The following is a 24,667-nucleotide window of genomic DNA, read 5'->3' as shown; positions in this document are numbered from 1 at the left end:
TGCAGCCCGCGCATGCAGGCATAGCCACAACGGGAGTCTGCAGGAAGTTATGCGACAGTATGGGAAATTTGTCAATTCAGACGAAACACCACCGGCACCACGATGGTCTCCCGGCCGCTTCCATCCACCGCCGCCAGACGCCAGCCGGAGAGGGTTTTCAGCGCTTGTTTGTCGAGCACGGTATAGCCGCTGGACCGCTTAATGGAGACTTTCACGGGATTGCCCAAGGCATCCACCAACAGCTCCACCATGACAGTGCCCTGCCAGCCGCGCCGGGTAGCGATGCCAGGATACTCCGGCTTGGGCGTATTGGCTTCGCCCAACTGATATCTGGGCTCCGGCGGCGCACTGACCGCCACAGGCGCCGACGCTGGGGCCGCCTGAGCGGACTTGTTCACAGCAGGCGCGACCTGCGGCTTCACCATCGTGGTTTGGGGAACAGGTTGCGAAACAGGTTTGTGCGCCACCTGCGCTGGCTTGGGCGTATTCTCTTTTACGACAGGCTTGCTTGCCGGCGCCGGTTTTGGCTTGGGAGCGGGGGTCGCAACCTGCCTGGGCGCCACTTTGGGCTTCACTGGAACGGGTTCTGGAGTGTCGGCGGGTTGAGGTTGTGGCGCAGGTTGCATTTGAGTATGTACTGCTGCGGGAGTCGTGGAAACCGCCCTTGGCGCCGCCGGAGCCTGAATAGCCACGGTCATCGTGGTCGATGTGAGTCGATTTCTAGTGGATTGAGGCGAATTGAAAGACAGCATCAACACCAAATGCGCCACCAAAGAGGCCACCAAGGCCATCCATAATAATGGCGGATATTTAGCGTTGACGACGTCCATGCTCAGGTCAGACTCCAGGGCAGCAGATAGGGCTGCTCCTCATGTCGCCCCCGCACCACTGAGACGCCGAACGCCTGCTGGATGCGCTCATCGCTCAAGACCACGTTAGTGTCGCCCGCCACCACGGTTCCGTCCGGCAGCGCCAGCATCGCCTGCCCGCAAAAGCGCAGCGCCAGGGTCAGGTCATGCAACACTACCACGCCGATTCGCCCTAGCCGGGCCCAATCCTGCAAATGGCTCATCACCTGAATCTGGTGCTGCGGGTCCAAGCCCGCCACCGGCTCGTCCGCCATCAATACGGGAGCGTCTACCGCCAGCGCCCGCGCCAGCATCACCCTGGCCCGCTCGCCGCCGGACAAACGGGTGACAGTGCGCTGCGCCAAGTGCGTCACGTCCGCTTGCCGCATGGCGTTCTGAATCAGGGCCTGATCCTGCGCGCTTAATCTGCTGCGATGGGTCTGCGCTGGAAACCGCCCTAGACCGACCAGGGTTTCCACACTCAGAGGCCAGTGACAGTCGGTGTCCTGATCCAGATAAGAGATATGCTGCGCCCGCTGTTTTGGCGCCATCTCACACAGGTCCAGACCTTGCAGTCGCATCGCGCCGGATAACTTGGGGATCAGACCGACGATGGTTTTCAACAGGGTGGACTTGCCAGCGCCGTTACTGCCCAGTATCGCCGTGAGTTGTCCGGATGGCAGACGGAAGCTGACATCGGATAAAACCGGGGCGCCGGGATAACCCACTTGCAATCCGCTGAGTTCCAGACTCAACGCCTCGCTCATACTAGCGCCTCCGCCTTGCGCAGGTGGCGCAGCAGCCAGAGGAAGAACGGCCCGCCCAACAATGCCGTAATGACGCCAACGCGCAGCTCCGGCCCCGGTGGCAGACAGCGTACGGAGATATCGGTCAGCAACATCAGGCTGGCGCCCGCCAGGGCGCTGGGAACCAGCAATCGCCCAGGCCGCCACTCGGTAAACGGCCGCAGCATGTGAGGCACCACCAGCCCCACGAAACCAATCACGCCGCTCACCGCCACGCTGGCCCCGACCGCCAGCGCCACGCCCAGGCCCGCCACCCATTGCACTTTCTGCAGACGCACGCCCATGGAGCGAGCGGTATTCTCCCCCAGCGACAGGACATCCAGGGAACGCGACACGCTGAACAGCAACGCAATGCCCAACAGTGCGGGCGGGGCCGCCAGATAAAAGTGCTGCAGGGTGCGATGTTCAAATGACCCCATCAGCCAGAACAGAATGTCCTGCACCGCGAAAGGATTCGGCGCCATATTCAAGGCCAGCGCCGTCAGCGCCGAGCTGAAGGAGTTAATCGCTGCGCCGGCGAGGATGATCATCACAATGCCCGCTTCCGACCCGACGATCGCCACCAGCGCCAGCAATCCCAACATGGCGCCGATAATGCCCGCCACAGGCGTAAACAGGCCACTGGCGGAAAAACCAAAGTAGATGGCGCACACCGAACTCAGCGCCGCCGTGGAGGAAACCCCCAGTACGCCAGCGTCCGCCAACGGGTTGCGTAACAATCCCTGCAACACAGCGCCGGACAACGCCAATACAGTTCCACATAGCAGCGCCAGCAGTGTCCGCGGCAAACGGATTTCCCATAAAATCAATTGAGTTTCCAGATCCCACCCCGGCCAGCTCACCCCGGTCACCCGACCGGTGCACAAAGACAGACCTATCAAAAAGACCAGCGCCACGCTCAGAATCAGCAGCAAACGGTTATAAGTCATTCGCAGTCTCCGCCCCAGGCGCTTTGCGCTCTTGCGCCAAGATATGCTCCGCCACCTTCTGGGCCGCCAGGGTCATGGCGGGGGTTCCGCAGGAGAGCCAGTCGGCGGGGATATACAGCGGTTTAAAACGGGCAGGACGGCGCTGCAGCAACGGATGCTCCACCCAGGTGGTGGCCAGCGCCTCGCTGTCATAGCTGTTGCTTATCATCAACAGCAAATCCGGTCGCCAGCGCACCAAGGTCTCCAGATCCACTTGTCCCCAGCCTTGCACGCCTTGCTCGCTCGCCACGTTAATCACGCCGATAGCGTCCAGAAAGGCATCCTGGAAATTACCCTCGCCAGCGATCCAGCCATTGGCGTTCAGGATCAGCGCCCTGACTTGCTTGTCCGCTATCCGCCCATGAATCTCGGCGAAATATTTCCGCAACCCGCTGACGATCGCCGCCGCTTGTTCGGGTTTGCGCACTGCTTCGCCCACTAGCTTCCAGCTTGCCTCCAGATCATCAAGGGATTGCGGCAACGGGATCTCCACCCAACGCATATTGAACTTCCGCACCAACGGCTTGAGCGAGGATGCGCCATACTGGCCCGCCATCACGATATCCGGCCGGAGTTTCAGCACCTGCTCGATAAAACCAAAGTTGGCGGGAATGTCACGCAAGGTCGGTGCAATTTCCAGCTCAGAGGGCTGATGGCTGAGCCAGGTGACCGACACCAGATTTTCCGGGGCGAGATACCCCATCATTTGGTCAACGCACTGATTGACCGACATGACCGTGGGCTCAGCCGCGCGCGCATCGCCCGCTTTGACGGAAAGTGTGAAAGTAAGCGCTGATAGCAATCCCAGGGCCCGAAAAGCCTTAACCAACATGCAGATGCCGCCTTGAATCGATGCGAGGTGCGAATCCGGCGTAAATTCCCCGTTTACGGTCGGATAAAACAGGCTCCGAATGGGAGTCGAACAATGGCAGGTCTCCTGGCTTGCGTTTCACAGTCCTGCCCCGCCTTCCCGAACTGGAGACAGTCTCCACTCAGTGGCCTTTGATAACGTCGCGATAAGGAGGGGCGGCGTTATCCGGGACGAACTCTTCGCTCACAGTTGCGGGGACAGCTCCGGCTGATCGGACGCGCATAAAGTGGCGCCCACCGGATTCCCATTTAATCCTGCTCTTATCGAAAGTGATCGAGTTTTGAGCAACTGGAACCATTGCGGCCCACATTATCATGAATTGGTCATTTTAAGTCCAGAAAGCCAAAGAGGGGCTCTGGACCTGTCTGCAAGATTGTGTCAGTTTTACGCTCCCGTAATTACCGACAAGAATAAGACTGTATGACCGACGCGCCCTTGTCCCGCCATGGACTCATTCTGAAACGTCTGCTGTTCCTCGTGTTTATGTATGCAGGATTGGCCTATGGCTTGAGCCTGTTGGAATACACCGTCTTCAATCTGACCGGTTGGTCCCCGGTGAGCATCGAACGCAGTGTCGAATTGCACAGCCGGGAAGAGGTGAAAAAGGAGTTCGACCTTTGCGGCGGCCCGTTATTCGCCGCCAACGCCGTAGTCAGTGACCAGGAAGGCAATCGCCTGCTCGCCCGTTGCGGACGCTTCTGGCCTTTCTATCGCTACACCATTGAAGCCACCGCCCACCCATTGCTGCCGGGCTCTTTTATCCTGTATCCGGACGAAGCGACCGAGGCTGCAAAGGCGCGAGAGAATTTCATCATCAATATGCAGGTGGTCAACGGCGGCTTCGCCTTGGTGGCTTTGTTTGTGATTGGCTTGAGTTGTTTCGCCGGCTATCGCTTTCTTATCAAGAAGGACGAAGAAGCCGGCTACAAGACTGCTTTTCACGGCTTTATCAGCAGCTTTCTGATGCTAGCCTGTTATAGCGGCGTCATGTTCTTCATTGACCCCACTTTCAGCTTCGGCTGGTAATCCCGCTTAGCCTGCGCGCAGCCAAACGCCCAACTGGCGGATCGCTTCTTCCGCCTCCGCCGTCCAGGGCGCCGCGCAATTAAGCCGCAGGCAGTGTCTGTACTTGTCGCCACTGCCGCTGAACAGGGTTCCTGGCGCGATGCTCACGCCGGCGGCCAACGCTTTGCGATACAGCGCGACCGTATCGCAGTCCTCCTCCAGCTCCACCCACAGCACAAAACCACCCGTCGGTTGCGACACCCGCACGCCAGCGGGAAAATACCGCAACACCGCCGTCGTCATGCGTTCCACATGCACTGAGAACTCATGCCGCATACGTCGCAGATGGCGATCGAAATCCGCCTGCGCCAGATAATGCGCCACCGCCATCTGCGGCAAGCTCGGGCAGGCCAACGTGCTGGCGAACTTCAGGTAGCCGACCCGCGTCCGCCAGCGCCCCGGCGCCATCCACCCCACCCGCAAACCTGGGGCGATTGATTTGGAAAACGACGAACAGTAAAGCACGCCCCCGGCGCGATCATAGCTTTTCGCTGCTCGCGGCCGTAGGCCGGAAAAGCCTAACTCGCCGTAGATATCGTTCTCGATCAAGGGCGCGCTGCGGGCTTCCAACAAGCGCACCAGTTGCTCCTTGCGCTCATCCGGCATCAAACACCCCAGGGGATTGCTGAAGTTGGGCATGGCCACGCAGGCCTTGACCGGCCATTGCTCCAAGGCCAGTTGCAGCGCCTCCAGGCTGAGTCCGCTTTTCGGGTCAACGGGAATTTCCAGCGCCTTTAGTCCCAAGGCATCAATGACCTGCAGCAATCCAAAGTAAGTGGGCGATTCCACCGCCACCACATCTCCCGGCTGCGTCACCGCCCTCAGCGCCAGAGTCAGCGCCTCATGACATCCGTTGGTGATGAGAATGTCGTCCGGCTCCAGATCGCACCATGCATCTTTCATCCGCTGCACAATAGCCTCGCGCAGACGCAACGCGCCGGGGGGAAAGCTATAGGCTTCAATCGCTTCGCCAGGCTCGCGCAAGGCAGCCCGGAATGCTTTTTCCATGGCCGCGACGGGGAGAAACTGCGTCGCCGGCGCCGCCATGGCGAAGTTCATGCCCCGGGGCGACTGGGTCGCCTGCACCAGGCTCATGATGGTCTGCTGCGTGTCCACCAGGGTCGGCGCGCCTTCGAATCCTGTCACCTTGGGCAACGCCGCTCCCAGTTCAGCGACTCCATCCTGATTGCGGCGACGCACGTAATAGCCGGATCGCGGCCGCGCCTCCACCCAGCCCTGCCGCTCCAACAGACGTTGCGCCGCCATGATAGTGGACACGCTGACGCTGAAGTGCGCCACCAAATCCCGGGTGCCTGGTATGCGCTCTCCCACCGTGTACATGCCCTGACGGATGCGTCCCGCCACGGCCTCAGCCACTTCTTCATATCGCTTTTTGCTCATGCCGGTCGCGCCTCTTTCATGGACAAGTACAGTTTTTCATCGATTTACCAGTACAGACGCTGTTTCTGCAATACACCCTCTACGTCGTATTATTTAGTGTAGGTTTGTGCAGGGTGGCGCGGGTTCCTGCTGGTTCTCGCGTACTTGGCGGAGCGTCTCGACCTATGTTATTTGGCCCTAATTCCCTCTCTCCTGGGCTATTCTCTCTCCTCCTACGTTTTGTTGTTAAGTTGGTGTACCAGTCTTTTAAAAATACTTTCCCTTTTTAAACAGCAAGTTACGATGCGTGCAAATCGAGCGGTTTGATAGCTGATTCGCTGGAGAAAATGTACAAGATAGAGGAGATTAATTTTGAAGCTTACATTGCTATTACTCTTCGATTTAGCTATCTCTCTGTTATAAAATTGCTCATGAAGCATCCAGACAAGTAGGTATTATTGATGGATGCTCCAATCAGCAGCTTTCTGCTTAATACCAACACATGGATGGAGGTGTTTATGTCAAAAGGTAAAGGCTCTTCACAAGGTGGGGGTAAAGGCCGCCCATCAACTGGTTTCCCGGGTGGGAACTGGCCTAGCACTACAGGTAATCCCTCTGGCAAAGGACGTGGCAATGGGCCATCTAAGGGTAAGTAGTTAAACTCACACGATTGCTGCCACCGCCTGAGAGCAAGCGATCTCAGGCGGTAGTTTCGGCCAGTATTCGAGAATACGGTTAAGGCCAGTGAATTAAAAAAGAGGCTTATTGCAAGCCTCAATGTCAGTGATTCCTTCACCACCATCAGTTCCAGTTTAAGCGATAAGTGTAGTGGTCTAATAGTCCTGGACACGTTAATAAGAGACAATACCCGTCAACGATTAAGGTGTCAGCATGAGTCAGAAAAGGTCGTATAGGCAGTATACAAAAGAGTTTAAAGAAGAGGCCGTTTCCCTGGTGCGCGATCAAGGTTATTCCGTCCCAGAAGCGGCTAAATCCCTCGGCATTAGCGCCAATGTGCTCTACAAGTGGAAGGAAAAAATTGAAGCTCAGCTTGAAAACCAGGTTCTGGCTGAAGACGAGCGCGCCGAGTTAAAACGGCTTCGCAAAGAAAACAAAGAGCTGCGCATGGAAAAGGAAATCCTAAAAAAGGCTTCGGCCTTCTTCGCGAAAGAAATGAAATAAAGTTCGCCTTCATTCAAGCAGAGTCGAGTCGCTTCCCAGTGAAAGTGCTTTGCCGGGCTCTGCGTGCAAGTCGATCAGCCTACTATGCCTGGCGTCGGCGCCGCGCGCCGGTGATCCGGTTTGATGAACTTCATCTGCATCGGCGAATGAAGCGACTGTTTAACGCTTCTCGAAGCAGTCTGGGCAGTCGAGAGATGATGAAGAAGCTACGCGAAGAAGGCTTTCAGATAGGGCGTTATCGGGTTCGCAAGCTCATGAAGTGGTTGGGTCTTCAGGTCACTCAACGCGTTGCTTACAAGGCCACGACAAGGCGCAAGCATCATCATGCGGTTGCAGATAACTTGTTGAATCAGAATTTTAATCCTACTGCGCCCAATCAGGTTTGGGCTGGCGATGTGACCTATCTAAAAACAGGAGAAGGCTGGATGTATCTGGCCATTGTCATGGATTTATATTCCCGAAGGATCGTCGGCTGGCGCATCGACAAGCGCATGACGACAAGTCTGGTCAGTCAGGCGCTGATCAAGGCGTACAACTTGCGGAAGCCGGCCAAGGGCTTGGTATTCCATAGTGACCGTGGTTCACAGTACACCAGCGGACATTATCGAAAGCTGCTGGAAAAGTATGAAATCAGGGCGAGTATGGGGGACGTGGGAGCGTGTTGGGACAATGCGGTGGTTGAGCGCTTTTTTGGCAGCCTTAAGCATGACTGGATATTAAAAATCCCTCAGCCCACCCGGGAGCACATGAAGCAGGATGTCGCAGCCTACATGAGATATTACAACCTCGAAAGACTGCATACGGCGAACAATGATATGTCGCCGGTTAATTATGAAAACTCTCTAAAGAAAGTGTCCGGTGGGATTTGACCAGAACACTCCCAACGGTCCACCCCAGATGGATGCGTTGTTTAAGTTCCTGTTCGCACAGGATTCGCCAACGCTGCGGGTGATTGGACGACGCATCGTGGGCTGGACGCTGCCGCCAGACTGGTCTGAACCAGTAATTGAACGCTTGGAGTGGCTCACTGATGTAATGCGTTCCCAGACAGGCGTTGAACAACGGGTGCGTTTGCGGGCGCAGCCGAGGCGAAGTCTGGAATATCGAATTCTGACTGGGACGGACCGGTCCCGCGTGCTGATGGAGAACCTGCTCATATCCTGGCAGGCGCGAGTTTATGGTCTGCCCTGGTGGACAGACGCGGTGGCGTCGGCGATGGCGATTCCCGCCGGGACGCGAACGCTCCCTGTGGACGCCACACACCGCGACTTCGCCGTGGGTGGGCTGTTGGGAGTGATGTATGATCTGCGCGCGGAGTTTGCGGAAATCGAGTCTGTGGAGCCTCATCAGCTGACTCTTAAACGGCCACTGGAACGAACATGGCCTGTTGGCTCCCGTATTGCCCCGGTGTGTCCGGCGCGAGTGCGCAACGACCAGAGTCTGACTTATGTGACCGACGTCATCGTCGCGGCCAAGACTCAGTTTCGTCTGGAGGAGGAAGGTTCTCTGACGGCGCTGCCGGAAGGGGATGACTACCAGGGCTATCCGGTGCTGCTCACGCCTCCGGACTGGCGCGAGGATCTCGATGGCGGTGTGGGGCGTGATTGGCGTGAACTGGATTACCTGACTGGGCGTCGGGTGATTGATGACCTCAGTGGTATGGATCGCCGCCGCCGTGTGCATCGCTGGTTGTTGGTCGGGCGCGCCGCCATTGCTGATTTCCGCCGTTGGCTGGCGGCCAGGGCCGGGCGTTTGAAGCCCTTCTGGCTGCCCAGTTTCCAATCCGATCTCGTGGTGGTCGCGCCGGTTGGCGCCCAGGATACGTCCCTAACGGTGGAGAATCGGGGCTACGCGACTGGGCCCGCCGCCGCGGTGGGACGTCGCGATTTACTGATTCACGCCGTTTCCGGAGCCCGTTTTTATCGACGTATCCTCGGGGCCTCGGAAATGGACGCTGCGAGTGAGCAAATTTCCATGGAATCCCCCCTTGGCTCGGCCATGGCGACGACGGATTTTTTACGGATCTCCTTCCTCACCCTGGTGCGGTTGGACGCCGACGCGGTGGAAATCACCCACCATACCGATGCGTTGGCGGAAGTCACCCTGTCCCTTGTTACCCTTAGAGATGATGTATGAGTTACGCAGAACGCGAAGTGTCGATGGACGCCGCCAGCCCGGTTGAGTTATATGAGTTTCGGCGCGGAACGCGTGCCTGGCGCTACACCAGCACGGCCCAGGATGAAGCGTATAACGCCATGGTTTATACCGCCATCGCCATTAAACGCGGCCCCATCGAGCGCAGCGCGCAAAGCGGACGCGCAGGCTTTCGCGTCACCCTGCCTCGGGATGTGGCGGTGGCTCAAGCGTTTATTTCCACGCCGCCTTCTGAAGTGACGTTGTTGACCGTATACCGACGACATATGGATGACTCAGAGACGGTTCCCGTGTGGATGGGACGGGTGCTGAATGCGGAATGGCGCGGCTCTGAAGTGGAGTTCAATTGCGAGCCAGTCTATACCAGTTTGCAACGAACGGGCTTGCGTCGTCTGTATCAACGCAATTGTCCTCATGCGCTCTATGGCGCGGCCTGCGGCGCCAGTCCCACGGCGCATCGCATTAAGGGGAACGTGATGGCGCTGGAAGGCCCCGTCATTCGCGTCGCCGCAGCGGCCGACTATGCGGACGGCTATTTCGCGGGAGGATTCGCCACCTGGTCCGCCGAGGGACTGACGGAAAAGCGCATGATCGTCGGCCAGAGTGGCGACGCGATCACGCTGTCCACAGCGCCGCCGGGTCTTCGCGTTGGCGCAGCGGTGATGTTGTACCCAGGCTGCGACCACACGTTGACGACCTGTGAGGCCAAATTCGGCAATAGCCTGAACTACGGCGGCTTTCCCTTTATTCCCTCCAAGAACCCCTTCGGCGGCAGCCCAATTTACTGAGGACCTTTCATGCCTTGGATGCAAATCGTCGTGTGGATCGTCGCCACACTGGTTCAGTACGCGCTGGCGCCCAAACCGCCGCAACCGCCGGCGGCGGAGTTAAAGGATTTGGACGCGCCCACCGCCGACGAGGGGCGTCCCATTCCCGTGGTGTTCGGGACAGTGCTGGTGCGCAGCGCCAATGTGGTCTGGTACGGCGATTTGCGCACCACGCCCATCAAATCCAAAGGCGGAAAGAAATGACGTCGCTGACGGTCACCCACGCCGACATGCGGGCGTTGGGCTATTGCAATCGCGGCGGCCGCGCCTGGTTCGCTCGCCATGGGTTGGACTGGTCCCGGTTTTTGGAAGCGGGAGTGTCGGCGCGGACACTGCTGGCCACCGGCGACGTCATGGCCCAAGCGGTCGTGGCTCAGGCGCGAATACGCCGAGACGAGGAACAGGATGGGCGGTAGCAGTAAGTCGGTCACCGTTGGGTATCGCTACTACCTCGGGATGCACTTGGCGATCTGCCACGGTCCGGTGGACGCCCTCACCGAAATTCAGGTCGGCGATCGCCAAGCCTGGAAAGGCGACCTCAAAAGTAGTGGACGACTTCAGCTCAACGAGAAAGAGTTGTTTGGCGGCGACAAGCGTGAGGGCGGCGTCTATGGCTCCGTGGATGCGGCGTTTGGGGAAGAGACGCAACAACCCAATGACTACCTTAAAGCCGTCCAGGGAGATCCTCAGCCCGCCTATCGCGGATTGTTCAGCCTCATTCTGAGGCAGGTCTGCCTCGCCGCCAATAATCCCTATATCAAACCCTGGGCGGTGCGGGTGAAGCGTTGCTTTAGGGCCTGGTATCCCGACAAGGCGGAGATTCATGGCGCCGCCAATCCGGCCCACATCCTTTACGAGTGTCTGACCAACCCCGTATGGGGCATGGGATATCCCGCCATCAGTCTGGATGACGGCGGTTTTCGGGCGGCGGCCGATGCGTTGTATCAGGAAGGCTTCGGGTTAAGCCTGATCTGGTCGCAGCAAAGTAAAATCGAGCAGTTTGTGAAAGAGGTGCTGGATCATATTGGCGGCGTTCTGACGACCTCTCCCACCAATGGACGCTTTGTGCTGAAGCTGGTGCGGGCCAACTATACGCAGTCAGCCTTACCGGTTTTTGGTCCGAACACTGTGATCGAGCTGGAGAGCTTTCAGCGAGCGGCCTGGGGAGAAACCACCAACGAGCTGGTGCTGATCTACACCCATCCCGAGAGTTTCAAGGAAACCAGTGTGACGGTGCAGGACCTGGCCAATATCCAGGCCCAGGGCGCAGTGGTGTCCCAGACCCGGCGCTATCCCGGCATTACATCGGATGTGCTGGCGTCCCGAGTGGCCATGCGCGACTTAACCGCCGTCTCCACACCTCTGGCGAAGGTCCGTCTCAAGGTAAACCGCAATGGATGGCGGCTGGCGCCGGGAGATGTGTTTATCCTCACCTGGCCGGCATTAGGCATTGAGTCACTGGTGTTGCGCATCGCCGCCATCGATGGCGGAACCCTGACCCAGGGCGCGATTCATATTGAAGCGGTTGAAGACGTGTTTGGCTTACCTGCGGCCAGTTACACCTCCGCTCAGCCAACGGGATGGAGCGATCCCGTTCCCACGCCTGCGGTGGCTTCGCACCGGCTCCTCATGGAGGCTCCCTACTGGGATCTGGTCCGCGCTATGGCGCCTGCGGAATTGGCCTACCTGGACGCATCGGACTGCTACCTGCAGGCGCTAGTGGCCAGACCTGCGCCCGGCGCACTCAATTATGAGCTGCACAGTAAATCGCATACCGCTCCCAATTATCAACGGCGAGAGCAGGGCGAGTTTTGTCCTACCGCAGTTCTCGTCGAGCCCCTTGGGGCGCAAGTGGAGAGCATCGTGATGGTGAAGGATGAGCGCGACCTCGACTTGGTGGAAGTGGGCGGCTACGCCTATATGAACGATGAGGTCGTGGCAGTGACTGCGATCGACCTATCCGCGCGCAGTCTCACACTGTTACGCGGTGTGCTCGACACCGTGCCGACGTCGCATGAGGCTGGCGGCCGGCTTTGGTTCGCAGAGGGATTTCAAGGGACGGACTCCACTGATTACGCTGCTGGGGAAAAAGTCGACGCGCGGCTGCTGACGACGACCGGAAAAGGGACCCTTCCGCTGATCTCGGCGCCCACCGACAGCATTGTCATGGGGCGGCGCCAGAATCGGCCATATCCCCCTGGCAACCTGAGAATCAATGGCAAGGCGTATCCAAAGGCCATGAGTGGCGATCTGTCGCTGACTTGGTCCCACCGGGATCGGCTGAGCCAGACCGTGGACCTGGCGCCGCAAAGCCGTGGCGATATCGGTCCGGAGCCTGGGGTGACCTACCACCTGCACGTGTATGGCGAGAACGGAAAGTTACTGCGGACCTACGCCAATTTAACCGGAACCGCGCAGCGCTACCCGCTGGCGCAGGAGATGGTCGACGCAGGGATGGAGCGCCCCAATGGACGTCTACGCTTTGAACTGGAGGCGACACGCGGCGGTCTCGCCAGCTGGCGAAAACACAACCTCAGCATCGATCGCGCTGGTTACGGACTACATTATGATCACTATTATGGAGGGCTTTGATGCCTGCACACACCGACCCCAATTTGGGCCTGCACTATGGCTGGAGCTCCGGCGAATCCGGCTGGGCCGCGGGGATGGACGCCAACCTTAAACGCCTGGGCGCGCTGGTGGGCTTATCCGTGAAGGGACGACACCTGAGCGCTCCGCCTGCAACGGCACAGGACGGCGATCGTTATCTGATTCCCGTCAATGCGACCGGGGAATGGAAGAACAAGGCCGGACAGGTCGCCGTCCGTATTCAAAACGCCTGGGACTATTACACACCTAAAACTGGCTGGCTGTGCTTTGTGGAAGAGGAAGCCAGGCTTTGCGCTTATACCGGAACGGATTGGAGCGGCGGCGTCTCGCTCTGACGCCTATGGCGTTCCATCCACTTAAGAAAACGATCTAAACATTCTTTGGAGTCCCCCTAATGACGGAGACGAATCTCTCTGTGCCCGAAGACATCCTGCTGTTGCGGCGGGAAGAACTGGACGAACTACTCGATCATGCGGCGGAAAAAGGCGCCTTGCGCGTTCTGTCTCATCTTGGATTAGAGAACGGTCATGCCGCTCGCGACATCAGAGAACTACGAGACTTGCTTGAAGCTTGGCGCGATGCTCGACGCACCGCCTGGCGCACGCTGGTGAAAGCCATGACCACCGGCCTGCTGGCGGCGCTTTTGGTGGGCGCCGCGATTAAACTCAGACTATTCCAATCCTGATCACAAGGAGATTGAGATGATCGAGGCGATGATGATCCGGGATGAAATTCGCTCAGGATGCATTCTTAGTACGCTGACGGTGAAAGAAGAGAGGTTTCAGATCCTCGAGCGGCCCTGGTTGGATAATCGGCCGAATGTCAGTTGCATTCCCGCCGGCGTCTATGAAGCGACCTTTATGGAGCGCTCCAGCAGCGGCAAATACAGGAATGTGTATTGGCTGCGGGATGTGCCAAATCGCACAGGCATTCTGATTCACCACGGCAATGTGGTTGCCGATACCCGGGGATGCCTGCTGATCGGCGACCGTCGAGGCTGGCTCGCTGGCGAGCGGGCGGTGCTTAACTCCCGCTCAGCGCTTCGGGTATTCGTTGAACTGCTGAATCGGGAGCCAATGCGACTGGCCATCCAGGGAGAACACTAATGCTGGAAGGACTGCTGGCGCTGTTTTCCTCGTCAGGGTTGGGCGCATTGGTGGGCATGTTTGGGAGTTGGTTAACCAAACGAGAAGAACGCAAGGATCAACAGTTCAGACTCACCTATGAGCTGAAAATGGCCACGCTTCGCAAACAGGAAGCAGAGCTTCAGTACAACCATGAACTGGCGCTGGCGGACAAACAAATTCTAAGAGCGGACACGGAAGGAAGGATAAACCGAGATATCGCGGAGACCGCGGCGTTCAAGGACGGGCTTAAAGAGCAGAGTCAAACTTATGGGATGTGGTTTGTCGACGCTATCCGAGGCCTGATGCGACCGCTGATTACTGTCTATCTGCTTATTCTGGCGACGTTTGTCACTCTGAATATTAGCCGTCATCTCGGTGGCGTTGGCGCGCTAAGCCCGGTCGATTTAATGGTCCTGTACAAAGAGGCCATCGCGCAGATGTTATTTCTGACAACGACGGCCGTCACTTGGTGGTTTGGATCAAGGCCGAGTAGCTCCCGTTGCGCCTCTCCAGAAAGCGCAAGATAACTTTGGAGAACATTTCTGTGCATTAAAAACGAGTGGTGCTGCACTTGTTGGTTTAATCCACGAATAAAAAGATCGAGTATGATGAAAACCAGTTTTTTATGTGACACCTATTATGACCAGATTGTTTTAATATAAACAAATGAAGTCCTTTGACTTGTAGCCTTGTATTCTGGCACATACCTCATAGCCTTCCCGGCTGCCCTCATCGTTGGTGTTGCCTTCTATGGTGTCAAAGGTTCCATCAGAAAATCGAGTTACAAAGCCAGTGTGTATCCAGTCTGTTGAGGTTCTTCGGTTCAAAAAAATGGCTACGTCACTTAAATTAGAAAAGCTTCTCTTTGCTTCACTAACGAAGAGACCTTTGGCTTGCGCTTGTGCCGCCAAGCTATCACAAGAAAACGACCCTTTAATAGGCATGCTTATTCTTAGTGTGTCACATGCCTGACGTAGTATGAAGGTGACGAATCCCGCACACCAAGGCCAGTTGTAGCCCTCTTTTCCATTCATATATAAGCGTACCCAGGGCCCACGATTCTGGCCACCGACTTCGACTGGATGTCTTTGGAGGTGGTTGTTAGCGTATTCGACTACCATACTTCCTAAGCTGCCATTGATTGGTGGCAGGGGTTGTAATACCGATAACATTGGCTCGATCAGAATTCGAAACAAGTCGCTGTCAACCTTGCCATCTACCGTATTGTTGCCGGTGCTTAAATTGTTTTGTGCACGAAAGGCCCTGACTGCTAGCTCTGTCGCCTGGCCAAAATCAGAATCAATGGCGATATGGTGTCCCGCCAGATTCAGCCATTCCTGGACTAACCTGCTTCGTGGTCCCTTTCCATGATAAATTGATATGAAAGTCCCATTATCAATAGCTTGAAGTTCTCGTTTAAGGTCTCGTGGTAACCATTTTGATGTCAGTGGATCAATCATAAAAATCCTCCTCAAATATACCGGCAGAATTTTTACCGAAATGAACGAAGTTGAGCATTCTGATCATCTGCTCAGTTTCTCTTTCTCAGCTTGTTTGGATGAATATCAACCAAATTGAGCGATTTTCCAGTAGTGGAAGGTTGTCAAATTTATGGACTTTTCAATTTTTATTGATGAAATCTTCTGCTTACTTCGAAAATAATAACCAACCCTCCTTTGGTGTTGTCGAAGTTCATGGTTTCTACATTCCATCCATTAGCTTCAAATTGTTGCATTCTCTGAATAATTTGATTTCTAAACGACGTACTTGATAGACATTCATTGATATATTTCTGAAACCAATCGTCTTTCCTAGGTATACTATCCAATCTCTCCCGAAAAATTAGATCATCAGAGATGATTTCTATTCTTTCTTGGCGTAAAATCTTTGCGATTCTTTGGCTGCCAGCCGTCAATACATGTTTTATATTTCTATAAAATTTTGAATTGACTACCGATTTATCAATATTTCCTGTGGTAACATCACCAAAACTGCTATTATTCCCATCAAAATTTATTGAAATAGAATTTCTCGCACTTTCATTTTCAAAACCTTCTACTCCTAAATCTAGGCCGATCTTGTCTAATTTAAGCCCTAGCGTTTTTAGCGAGTTAAGTTTAAGAAAAAGTGACGCAACCGCACCAACCAGAATACCTATTAGGAAATTAGCTGCATCAAATGTAAATGCATCCATCGATATTTCCCTTATTTGTAAAGTTAACTATGGGATCTCTGAAAAACTGCCTGCGTTGCTGTGTCATAAATCGGATCAAAATACTCATTTATTCACAATAAACTGCGCTCTTTCGCCGACCTTTTCCTTGCACTTTTGGTCTCGCCAACGTTTTTCAGAGGTTCTCTCGAATCTTCAATATTTCAGCATCACATGCATGAGGGGAGGTTTTATACTTATCTAGCGCAATCAAAATTACTTCCCGACTTTCATATGAAATATTTCCAGATAGATTTTCTTTCAGTATTTTTAATTTAACAGGTAGGCCATATTTCACATCATATTCACTTATTAAATAATATCCGTTCTTATTGGGAAGAAAAAACATTTATTTTACTGCGTTGATGGGTGAGTTTTATTCTTCCTGAGTAAGGGCATGTGCAATAAAAGAAAGAGTGCTATACTAGCGACAATATGTTTAATCATAGCTTCTCCTTGATGGTCAACTCCGATTGCTTTTCGTAGTACCACGATCACAGGAATAAGGGCGTAGTGAGTAGTTTATCTTTGCGTAGCGTTTTGTATGCAGGTTTAAGAACTTGGCGCCTTACATGGACGTGGCCATTTTGGTCGCTCTCGTGAAAGTTCAGAATAAATTGCATTCACTAGTGCAGGCTCAGATCCAACTGGACTATACAGACCTACAACACGAGGAGTAGTGTAAATGCCTCCTGTACCCGTTGCTGGTCTGTAAACAACCGCTCTATTGCTTCCAATCGAAAGTATGCCGTTTTCAATTGTTGTTTGATCTAAACTACTGGGAAGCGGTAGTGAAGTGGCAACAGATTCGCCGGTAATTCCAATCGTTTGAACTGTTAATGTACCAGTAAGCTTTTTAGATTGTGCTTCCAAACCAATAGCACCCAAACTTGTGAGTGGAACATCGCCTTCAATAGCCGTAATGTCGGCGGATAATCTCATTCCGATACCAACATACACAGGCACAGTAACTAATTGGCTTTCCGGGTACGTAGGTTGTTGATCTGCGATTGTTAGTATCGAAGCCTCATAGTAATCAGCGACGATATTTGTATTTCCAATCTTAACTGGGTTGTTATTTTTGAATGCTGTAATCCATAAGCTAACAGGTATGGTATCAATATTAACGTAGTCTAGAATGGCACGATATTTCTTACCTTTTATTGTTACTTTAGCAGGTCCAAAAGATAATCCTCCATTTGAATCAAAGCTAGCGACTGCAAACCGAACCGAAATGTCAGGGAGTGTTTCAAGAAGAGGCTTAAACGGATCTTCACCCGCTTTTGCCCCCTTAATGTCAAACGCTGTTGAAGGCAAGGATTCCGAACCAGTTAATAGCCTCCAATCTTTACAGCTATCATCTTGTAAGGTTTGGCTAATTGCTAGGCCATCTAAAGGTATATATCCATAACCACTTTCGCTTTCTCCGAGTGTTGAAGGTAGTTGTCCCTTATTAATACCTATGCTTGTGCATCCTGAAATAAGTAACAATACTATCAATAATCCCGTTTTTTTCATTTGACCACCCCTGCTATGTCTTATTACTGTTAAGAATTGTTGTCAGTAATTCTATCCAGGCTATCCTTGACTGAAACACGTATCTTGCGTTTTTGGCAGGCGGTAACTAAATGGAGAAACTTTGTATGCTATATTTTTGTTTGTAACAATTATATTTTTATTTTAATGAGTGGGCATCATCAAAATTGATGATGAAAATTTTCTAGGTTTAATCTTGAACGAAATACGGAGCTAAAACAATTAAGATGCATGGGATCTATGCACACTGAAGACATTTGAGAGATGCTCTCTATATTTTTATAAAAAAATGAATTTAAAATTTAAGTCCTTATTCGAATTTAGTCTTTTAGATACAGGGCCGACGAAGGAGCTGCTTATTATACTTGCAGTAATACTTTAGTTAGCCGATGCCTGATGTTTGAAGCTGGTCTTTGATCAAATCCCATCGTGGCTTCCATTTTGCTCTAATGCAGGTATATGAGAGCTGAACGGCTTGACGAACCTTAGAGGGAAGGAGGGACGTTGCATGGTCGTTGATAGCGTTATCGCCAAACTTTACGAATCAATAGTCGACCCGCCATACTGGTTCTTCGCGCTATGCGATTTGATAGCGCTATCCCGCAGCAAGGCCGCAAGCTTTTATGTCAAAGATTATGTGCTAGGGGCTATTAGCAGTTTATGGAATTGGATCCATGATTTTACTGCAACCCCCTACGTCCAACACTATCATGATATTGACCCTAGCGCTTCACTCATGCTTACGTTCACTTCTGGCATGTATTGTTGCTGTGGCGACAACACCGAGAAATATGTAAGTAAAAGAGAATATTATCAAAACTCCTACCTTCCGCAGATACGCTATTTCTCGGCAGGCGTTTACCATACGGAAAATTACAGCTTGGTTCTTGCGACGCATCGCTTTAGCAAGCAAGAGATGTTCGATCGAACGGTGCTTCATAGTACACAAGCAGATTACGAATCTCTTGGCTCTACCGTTTAAGGTTTTTCAGGTGACGCAAAGCCTTTGGCTGGAATCAACTTTGTCCCAAGCTCTCTTGGCAGCTCTCCCTTATGCGGTGATTGCGGTGGAGGGAACGGGGCAAATTCGCTATATCAATGATAAAGCTGAAGAGTTATGTAGAGAGTTAAAATGTTTCAAAATTGATAATGGTCGCTTGGCGTTCTACGATCCATATGTTCAAGCCAAGCTGATGCTGCGAATAAGGGAAGTCTGTGAGGCTCCTCCAATACATTCACCTAATCTTGAATGCCTCACTGATGAATTGGGGCGACCAAAGTTGGAAATCATCCTGGCTCCGCTTTATCCTGATAGTCGATTTTGTGAAGGCTGGCAGGAGCCGCTTGCACAGCTAATTTTACGAACACTTCTAAAAAACCCCGGGCTGGATCGATTGACTCCGCCACCATACGGGCTAACCAAAGCTGAGTTACGTCTTGCTACCGCTTTGGTTGAAGGCATGACTCCGGCTGAATACGCCGAAGCGCACCATGTTCGGGAAAACACGGTGCGCACGCAAGTTCGAGGCATTCTCTCTAAAACGGGAACGAGGCGTATTACTGAAGCGGTGGCGCTTTTTTCCTCTGTCGCTATTCCGTGATCTCAGCGACAAGTTTGGGAAATGTTTGTAACTTTGATTGTTTTTACAAGTTGACGCCTAAAGAATTTGCATCGATCCACTTTCACTTCAGTTTCTTTAATCACTCTATAGCTTCCACGGACGAGGAATGAAGAGGCTTTTTCTCAGTCATTCCGTCCTTACTTCTTAAGTGTGTAAGCTAACGAGCCAAATCAACCCAGATTTGTACGGGGCCACATTCGCTGACATGAAAAAGGCGTGACAGAGGGGCATCGCGCCGACATAATCGCCGTTTTGTTTCCTTCTTGATTAATGACCGATTGGATGTCGACGCATGCCCCCGAAGAAGAGTAAATCAACGCTCTCCCACCCCTTGTTCAACTGGGTGGAGCAATTGGATGAATTAACGAACGCACTTTCCGCCGAGGGCGCGGACAATTTAAAGGATCACCAACTACGCAAGGTCAGAAAGTCGCTCTTTGATATTACGGGGCGAATTACGGAGACCATTGGACGCATCGATCCGGTTAGACAGCCCAATTCGGTTTTTGACCCCAGCGCTCCGGATGTCATGGGGCGCATGGTGGCCATGGCTTTGTTGTCCCAACCGAGGATGAGATTGGAGGATAAGGCCCGCTTTTATGGTTCTGGAGTCTATGCGCTATATTATCGAGGAGAATTTGAGCCTTACGCCCCCATATCGAGGAAGGATCACCCCATTTATGTTGGTAAGGCCGATCCGGATTTGGCGAACGCGCGTTCGCCAATCGAGCAGGGAGAGAAGCTGGACCGGAGGTTGAAGGAGCACTTCAAAAGCATTTCCAAAGCCAGTAACTTGTCCGTGGATGATTTCGAATGTCGATTCCTTGTGGTGGTGAGCGGATGGCAGGAGGCTGCGGAGCGATATCTGATATCGCTTTACAAACCTGTATGGAACAAGGAAACGAAAATCTGCTATGGGATAGGCAAACACGGAGACTCGGCGAGCACTCGAGGCAACAAGCGCTCGCCGTGGGACACGCTTCACTCGGGAAGGTCGTGGGCGGGGGAGACAATCCACGATCAATTATCGGAAGAGGATATTAGAAACCTATTGGCCACTCATTTCGCGCAATACCCACCCTATGACACGCGAGAGGAAGCGATGGACCGCTTCCTTGAGGATATGTGCCAGCATTGATTAGATGTGTTCTCGCAGGGCCGCCGCCACGGAAGCGGCGACGGTCTCGGCCAGTTTGACCGGAACCGCGTTACCCAACTGGCGCATCGTCTCCGTCCACGAGCCATTGAACAGGTAGTGATCGGGGAAGGTTTGTAGCCTGGCCGCCTCCCTGACCGTGAAGTAACGCACCGTTCCGTCGTACCGCGCCAGCATGTTTTCTCCTCCCGGCACGCCGTGATCTCCAGCCTTCAATGTTTTGGCCGGCTCGTCCCACGGACTTCCAGTATGACCGGGATAGGATCGCGCGCCAGGGTTATGGGAATGGTTGGGTATGTTGTTGACGGGAAATTCTTCAGGGTCGGGAAGGTCGCATATCGCATCCCTCACTGTCACCCAAGGCTGATGGTTTTCCTCGAATAGGCCGCGTCGTCTGAGTTTGTCGATTCGGGCTGCGAGGCGCGCGGGCATTTCTGGACGATCGGCAATGGCAATTCCATGCCTTTCCCAATAATCCCCCGTTATCCACTTCGAAACCAACAGGGCTTCCTCCGAGTGGGTTTCGTCAGGAAAGTTCCACTCTATGCCAAGATCGGAACGGAATCCCACGATGAAGACACGTTCCCTCTTCTGCGGTACGCCATAATTCGCGGCATTCAGTAAACGGAATACAACATTGTAGGTTACGCCGCGGGCCCGACGACCCGAGGTGTGTCGCCGTTCAAGTCGAGACAGGTGATCGACCCACTTCTCGTTCCTCTTGCGCACAAGCTCTGGGTAGGTCAATTGAAGGATCACATACTCGAAATATTCGGCGAAGTTTTGCCGAAGCAATCCTTTCACGTTCTCGAAGATGAATGCCTTTGGCTTCAACTCCCTGACCGCCCGCACCGCCTCGGGAAACATGTCTCTATCGTCGAGAAAGCCTTGGTGCTTGCCTCCCAAAGAGAATGGTTGACAGGGCGGACCTCCCGAGACAACCACGACATCATCGCCCAAACAGCCATAGTCGAACTCCCGCGCATCGCCCTGGTATGGCTGTGGCCAGTTCGCCACGACATCCACACCCTTCGCCATATTGAGCCTGACGGTTTCACAGGCGTCCGCATTCCATTCGACGATAGCCGAATGTTTGAAGCCCGCTTGACTCATACCTATGGCTAAACCACCCGCGCCTGCGAATAGCTCTATTGAACTCATTGCCTTCTACCCCAAAAATTCTTTTATTCGTTCCCTTAAACCACTTTCCCTTATTTCGCACTCCCATATCACCAGACAAGACCAGCCCATCTCTTCAAGCTTTTTCAACGTCTGAAGATCCCGCTCCCGGTTCGCATTGAGTTTAGCCTCCCAAAAATCAACTCGCGATTTGGGAACTCGGGCTAGCGAACATCCAGGATGACGATGCCAAAAGCACCCATGGACAAAGATTATTTTTCCGCGCCCCGGAAAAACGAGGTCCGGACGTCCGGGAAGGTCCTTCCGGTGGAGGCGATATCTATACCCTAGGGAGTGGACCATCTTTCTCACGGCCATCTCCGGAGAGGTATCCTTTGACCTGACCCTGCCCATGATTTCAGATCGCCGAGACGGCGTGACCGAGTCCACCATGTCGCTAGTCCTTTTTCTCTCCCGTGCGTCGTCCCCTATTTAAGCGCGCGTAGTAATAGCACCGTTCCGGCGCCATTACAACTCTGGCGGGGAAGCCTTTCAAGTTAAGAAATATACCCCTGGGTGAAGCCCCTATTGTTAAAAAGTCAACCGGTGAATAGGATACTTTTTTGCCAAATAAGGAGGTTTCCGGATGTCGGTAAATGCCCACGAGCATATGTTCCATTCAACGAAAATAGCACAGCTGGTCAGGGAGGCGATGACATTCCTGCAAAGAACTCCCCTGTACGATCTACCGCCAAACTCGAACTTTCTAGGCGCCGGGGTATACACCCTTTATTATCAAGGCTCCCACTCCAGCTACCAGTTGGAGCGCGAAAGAGGCGCGCCTCTTTATGTGGGGAAAGCCGTTCCGACCGGTTGGAGAACAGGAGCCGAATCAAGCGTCACTGAGCCCAAATTGAAAAAGAGGCTGAGTTCGCACGCGAGAAGCATCAAGCAGGCTTCGAACTTGGACCTTTCGGATTTCAAATGCCGCTTCATGATCATGTCCGGAGAATCGTCCTCGTTGATTTCCGTGGTCGAGTCCCATTTGATAAGGGAGTGGCGCCCAGTTTGGAACACCACGATATTTGGATTCGGAAACAACGATCCGGGGAAGGGAAGGTATGAGCAGGCCAAGTCAGATTGGGATCGGCTTCACCCAGGGCGACCCTGGGCTGAAAATCTTGGCGGAGAGTAGATTGCGCTACTTATACGGGGTCCTTTAAGGACCCTTAAGCCGCATATGTTACTTAAAACAAAGTAAGCTGACGTTGGTTTGTATGTTGGGGAGCCTCTCCTGGCACAAATTTTGGCAACTTAGCACTTGAGTTGCTTTTTTGTAATGCCTCGATTTTATCCCGCATATTATTGCAAAACGGATGAGTGGGCTTCATATTAGCAGATTCTGTTATTTTAACTTTTGAGTATTTTTCAAAATGATGGTCATACTGCTTACCTTGGCGAAGGTCTATTAATCCCCCACAAATCGCACACCTTACAGAGCTTTCAACTAAACTGTTTATATTAACTTTATTTTTTTGAGACTTTCGAATAGTTCTGCCTGGATGGGCGTCAGACTTCGGAGGTGTAAAATCAAACTCTTTCTTTATAAGCTCACTGACCGCCGGATATGATTTATCTCTGTTTCCCACTAAAATTGTTAAAGTGGTGTTTAGAGTTTGGGAGATATCTTTTGTTGATTTGAACGTTCCCCCTTTTCTGGATGCGACGCTAGTGATTTGAGATTTGAATGTCGTTAGTATTCGTTCAAATCGTTCTCTCACGCTGCTATACAATATCTTCCTATCACGGATCTCTTGGTCAGTTCCAGAGAATAACCAGTACACAAATGCATATAATAAGTTTCTAGAATATACGCCTTGATGGTTGTAGGTGTATATAAGAGGCACTATGCCCAAAGACTTCGGGTTAGTGTTTTCTCCAATAAGCTGTGACAGTCTGTCGAGTACCACGCGAAAAATCTCATTCGCCTGTGTTATTATTGTTCGTGTTCCAGATGTACAATGCTTCGAGAGTAACTCCAACTTTAACTCATCTGTGGATAGTAATAAGTTTTCAGATATTAGAGCTACGAGTTCAAGCCCGTCTTCATATCTATCGCTTGGTTTTGATATAACCAAAGGCTGGTTAAAGTCTAATATTTCACCATTGTAAGGGGGGCGAAATAAAATATTATGTATCGACTCGGCATACTTTGGAAATTCGTCAACATAAATGTTAAGCTCCTCTTCTATTTCACCCTCAGGCCAGAAGTGGCCCGACCGTCCTGAGCTAACTATACTGGAAACGACTCTGCCATATGGGCCATTTCTATGCTCAATCAACATTTGCTCAAAAGAACCTAGCCTTTCACCGCTTCTATTTATTTGTAAGAATGAGCGTTCCGCTTCTTGATATGTCCCTTTGACCCATTGGGTCACCAAAGTTAAACCATCAGTGATGCTTGAGTAAAAATTCGCTCGTTGAAATGCCCAAGAAGACATCTCCTTCCTGGGAGCTTTTGACTCATTAACCAAATGTCGAAGCTGTTGGTGAAAAGATTTGAAGTCTTCATATGATCCAACTTCCGAGTTTACAATCTGTCGGACTTGTTCTGCGGCAGACACAATTTCAGCTTTGTGTAGCTCATTGTAATACGCGATGTTTTTGTCCCCCCAGTCATCAAGCATCCATGCCCTTAAAACTGACAGTCTGTGCGCGCCATCTATTACATAGATCAAGGTTGACTCATTACTCTTCCAGACAATAATTCCTGGAACAACATCCCCATTGAGTATTGACTTGAGTAACGCGACGCATCCCTCTGGGGACCAAGAGTTCGTTTCTCGCTGGAAGTCGGGCTTTCGTAATCTTGTGAACCAATCGACAGCGATATCACTGAGTCGGATGTCCGATTGCTTATAGGTATCCTCCATAAGCCCCTGTCTATTCTTGTCAACATACCTGAAATTGTCTCGCGGTATCAAATGATCTAAGTAAACTTTGGCCATATCCATTCCTGCGCGTAGGTTACCCAAGGATAGTATCATTAATTTTTATGGTTGGGGATAATAGCTACAGCAATCAGAATAAAGGGTAGCCGCCCAGAAATGGATACACAAATCCCACTGCTTTTTGGCGAATATGGGCGCAGTAGCGAACTAGTTGCTTTAAGTTAGCTTGGATT

The 24,667-nt window shown here is 52.7% G+C and carries 26 protein-coding genes and 1 riboswitch; of the genes, 15 read left to right on the top strand and 11 right to left on the bottom strand.

The features are described 5' to 3' along the window. Positions 1 to 71: 71 nt before the first annotated feature. From O5O45_RS26785 to O5O45_RS26770, 4 genes are read right to left on the bottom strand one after another with little or no spacing between them, the layout of a single operon-like run. Complete coding sequence (locus O5O45_RS26785; RefSeq protein ID WP_305902362.1) at positions 72 to 830, bottom strand: energy transducer TonB; 759 nt, start codon at positions 828 to 830, stop codon at positions 72 to 74. A gap of 2 nt (positions 831 to 832) precedes the next feature. Further along, positions 833 to 1,615 (bottom strand): ABC transporter ATP-binding protein, encoded by a 783-nt coding sequence (locus O5O45_RS26780; protein ID WP_305902361.1) that lies wholly within the window; start codon positions 1,613 to 1,615, stop codon positions 833 to 835. Further along, positions 1,612 to 2,583, bottom strand: coding sequence for a FecCD family ABC transporter permease (locus tag O5O45_RS26775; RefSeq protein WP_305902360.1), 972 nt, complete (start codon positions 2,581 to 2,583; stop codon positions 1,612 to 1,614). Before O5O45_RS26775 ends, O5O45_RS26780 begins: the two co-directional genes overlap by 4 nt. Next, positions 2,573 to 3,454, bottom strand: a complete 882-nt coding sequence (locus O5O45_RS26770) for an ABC transporter substrate-binding protein (RefSeq protein ID WP_305902359.1) — start codon at positions 3,452 to 3,454, stop codon at positions 2,573 to 2,575. The genes O5O45_RS26775 and O5O45_RS26770 overlap by 11 nt, the downstream gene beginning before the upstream one ends. A gap of 78 nt (positions 3,455 to 3,532) precedes the next feature. Continuing rightward, a riboswitch (cobalamin riboswitch) is annotated at positions 3,533 to 3,807 on the bottom strand. Positions 3,808 to 3,913: 106 nt separating this feature from the next. On the opposite strand from O5O45_RS26770, the gene O5O45_RS26765 reads away from it, so the two are divergent. Beyond that, positions 3,914 to 4,519 (top strand): hypothetical protein, encoded by a 606-nt coding sequence (locus O5O45_RS26765; protein WP_305902358.1) that lies wholly within the window; start codon positions 3,914 to 3,916, stop codon positions 4,517 to 4,519. A 6-nt stretch (positions 4,520 to 4,525) separates the two neighbouring features. Here the strand turns inward: O5O45_RS26765 and O5O45_RS26760 are convergent, their stop codons facing one another. After that, entirely contained in the window at positions 4,526 to 5,959 is a 1,434-nt protein-coding gene (locus O5O45_RS26760; RefSeq protein ID WP_305902357.1) for an aminotransferase-like domain-containing protein, read from the bottom strand. 870 nt (positions 5,960 to 6,829) lie between these two features. Between O5O45_RS26760 and O5O45_RS26755 the strand changes: the two genes are divergently transcribed. From O5O45_RS26755 to O5O45_RS26710, 10 genes are all read left to right on the top strand, one after another. Beyond that, positions 6,830 to 7,989, top strand: a protein-coding gene (locus O5O45_RS26755) for an IS3 family transposase (RefSeq protein WP_305902356.1) whose coding sequence is annotated in 2 segments (ribosomal slippage) — positions 6,830 to 7,094 and positions 7,094 to 7,989 — 1,161 coding nt in all. Because the reading frame shifts where the segments join, the coding sequence is not laid out codon by codon here. Further along, on the top strand, positions 7,979 to 9,256 hold the full coding sequence (locus O5O45_RS26750) for a hypothetical protein (protein WP_305902355.1): 1,278 nt from the start codon (positions 7,979 to 7,981) through the stop codon (positions 9,254 to 9,256). The genes O5O45_RS26755 and O5O45_RS26750 overlap by 11 nt, the downstream gene beginning before the upstream one ends. Next, on the top strand, positions 9,253 to 10,062 hold the full coding sequence (locus O5O45_RS26745; RefSeq protein ID WP_305902354.1) for a phage BR0599 family protein: 810 nt from the start codon (positions 9,253 to 9,255) through the stop codon (positions 10,060 to 10,062). Before O5O45_RS26750 ends, O5O45_RS26745 begins: the two co-directional genes overlap by 4 nt. A gap of 9 nt (positions 10,063 to 10,071) precedes the next feature. After that, the gene (locus O5O45_RS26740; protein ID WP_011399368.1) at positions 10,072 to 10,305 is read left to right on the top strand and encodes a hypothetical protein; all 234 of its coding nucleotides are present in this window, start codon (positions 10,072 to 10,074) and stop codon (positions 10,303 to 10,305) included. Then, on the top strand, positions 10,302 to 10,517 hold the full coding sequence (locus tag O5O45_RS26735) for a hypothetical protein (RefSeq protein ID WP_305902353.1): 216 nt from the start codon (positions 10,302 to 10,304) through the stop codon (positions 10,515 to 10,517). Before O5O45_RS26740 ends, O5O45_RS26735 begins: the two co-directional genes overlap by 4 nt. Beyond that, positions 10,507 to 12,693 (top strand): phage tail protein, encoded by a 2,187-nt coding sequence (locus O5O45_RS26730; RefSeq protein WP_305902352.1) that lies wholly within the window; start codon positions 10,507 to 10,509, stop codon positions 12,691 to 12,693. The genes O5O45_RS26735 and O5O45_RS26730 overlap by 11 nt, the downstream gene beginning before the upstream one ends. Then, a complete protein-coding gene (locus O5O45_RS26725; protein WP_305902351.1) occupies positions 12,693 to 13,046 on the top strand; it encodes a DUF2793 domain-containing protein in 354 nt (117 codons plus the stop codon). The genes O5O45_RS26730 and O5O45_RS26725 overlap by 1 nt, the downstream gene beginning before the upstream one ends. A 59-nt stretch (positions 13,047 to 13,105) precedes the next feature. Next, complete coding sequence (locus O5O45_RS26720) at positions 13,106 to 13,396, top strand: DUF6127 family protein (RefSeq protein ID WP_305902350.1); 291 nt, start codon at positions 13,106 to 13,108, stop codon at positions 13,394 to 13,396. Between the two features lie 16 nt (positions 13,397 to 13,412). Continuing rightward, complete coding sequence (locus O5O45_RS26715; protein ID WP_305902349.1) at positions 13,413 to 13,817, top strand: DUF5675 family protein; 405 nt, start codon at positions 13,413 to 13,415, stop codon at positions 13,815 to 13,817. Beyond that, entirely contained in the window at positions 13,817 to 14,365 is a 549-nt protein-coding gene (locus tag O5O45_RS26710; RefSeq protein ID WP_305902348.1) for a hypothetical protein, read from the top strand. Before O5O45_RS26715 ends, O5O45_RS26710 begins: the two co-directional genes overlap by 1 nt. 126 nt (positions 14,366 to 14,491) lie before the next feature. Here the strand turns inward: O5O45_RS26710 and O5O45_RS26705 are convergent, their stop codons facing one another. The 3 genes from O5O45_RS26705 to O5O45_RS26695 form a co-directional block, all read right to left on the bottom strand. After that, on the bottom strand, positions 14,492 to 15,298 hold the full coding sequence (locus O5O45_RS26705; protein WP_305902347.1) for a peptidoglycan-binding protein: 807 nt from the start codon (positions 15,296 to 15,298) through the stop codon (positions 14,492 to 14,494). A 167-nt stretch (positions 15,299 to 15,465) separates the two neighbouring features. After that, positions 15,466 to 16,032, bottom strand: a complete 567-nt coding sequence (locus O5O45_RS26700; RefSeq protein WP_305902346.1) for a hypothetical protein — start codon at positions 16,030 to 16,032, stop codon at positions 15,466 to 15,468. Positions 16,033 to 16,602: 570 nt separating this feature from the next. After that, on the bottom strand, positions 16,603 to 17,568 hold the full coding sequence (locus tag O5O45_RS26695) for a hypothetical protein (protein ID WP_305902345.1): 966 nt from the start codon (positions 17,566 to 17,568) through the stop codon (positions 16,603 to 16,605). Between the two features lie 526 nt (positions 17,569 to 18,094). On the opposite strand from O5O45_RS26695, the gene O5O45_RS26690 reads away from it, so the two are divergent. The 3 genes from O5O45_RS26690 to O5O45_RS26680 all read left to right on the top strand — a co-directional run bounded on the left by O5O45_RS26690 (position 18,095) and on the right by O5O45_RS26680 (position 20,346). Continuing rightward, a complete protein-coding gene (locus tag O5O45_RS26690) occupies positions 18,095 to 18,568 on the top strand; it encodes a hypothetical protein (protein WP_305902344.1) in 474 nt (157 codons plus the stop codon). Between the two features lie 10 nt (positions 18,569 to 18,578). Continuing rightward, positions 18,579 to 19,187: a helix-turn-helix transcriptional regulator gene (locus tag O5O45_RS26685; RefSeq protein ID WP_305902343.1), complete on the top strand. Its 609-nt coding sequence runs from the start codon at positions 18,579 to 18,581 to the stop codon at positions 19,185 to 19,187. A 313-nt stretch (positions 19,188 to 19,500) separates the two neighbouring features. Next, entirely contained in the window at positions 19,501 to 20,346 is an 846-nt protein-coding gene (locus O5O45_RS26680; protein WP_305902342.1) for an Eco29kI family restriction endonuclease, read from the top strand. Here O5O45_RS26680 and O5O45_RS26675 read toward each other — a convergent pair whose 3' ends face one another. Both O5O45_RS26675 and O5O45_RS26670 read right to left on the bottom strand, forming a co-directional pair. Next, positions 20,347 to 21,525, bottom strand: coding sequence for a DNA cytosine methyltransferase (locus tag O5O45_RS26675; protein WP_305902341.1), 1,179 nt, complete (start codon positions 21,523 to 21,525; stop codon positions 20,347 to 20,349). A gap of 6 nt (positions 21,526 to 21,531) precedes the next feature. Further along, complete coding sequence (locus O5O45_RS26670) at positions 21,532 to 21,936, bottom strand: very short patch repair endonuclease (protein WP_305902340.1); 405 nt, start codon at positions 21,934 to 21,936, stop codon at positions 21,532 to 21,534. 193 nt (positions 21,937 to 22,129) lie between these two features. Here O5O45_RS26670 and O5O45_RS26665 point away from each other — a divergent pair, with 193 nt between their 5' ends. After that, positions 22,130 to 22,678: an Eco29kI family restriction endonuclease gene (locus tag O5O45_RS26665; protein WP_305902339.1), complete on the top strand. Its 549-nt coding sequence runs from the start codon at positions 22,130 to 22,132 to the stop codon at positions 22,676 to 22,678. 52 nt (positions 22,679 to 22,730) lie between these two features. On the opposite strand, the gene O5O45_RS26660 is transcribed toward O5O45_RS26665, so the two are convergent. Continuing rightward, the gene (locus tag O5O45_RS26660; RefSeq protein WP_305902338.1) at positions 22,731 to 24,491 is read right to left on the bottom strand and encodes a DUF262 domain-containing protein; all 1,761 of its coding nucleotides are present in this window, start codon (positions 24,489 to 24,491) and stop codon (positions 22,731 to 22,733) included. Between the last annotated feature and the right edge of the window lie 176 nt (positions 24,492 to 24,667).

The organism is Hahella sp. HNIBRBA332 (assembly GCF_030719035.1).
GTDB lineage: Bacteria > Pseudomonadota > Gammaproteobacteria > Pseudomonadales > Oleiphilaceae > Hahella.
This window is presented reverse-complemented; position numbering and strand designations above follow the sequence as displayed.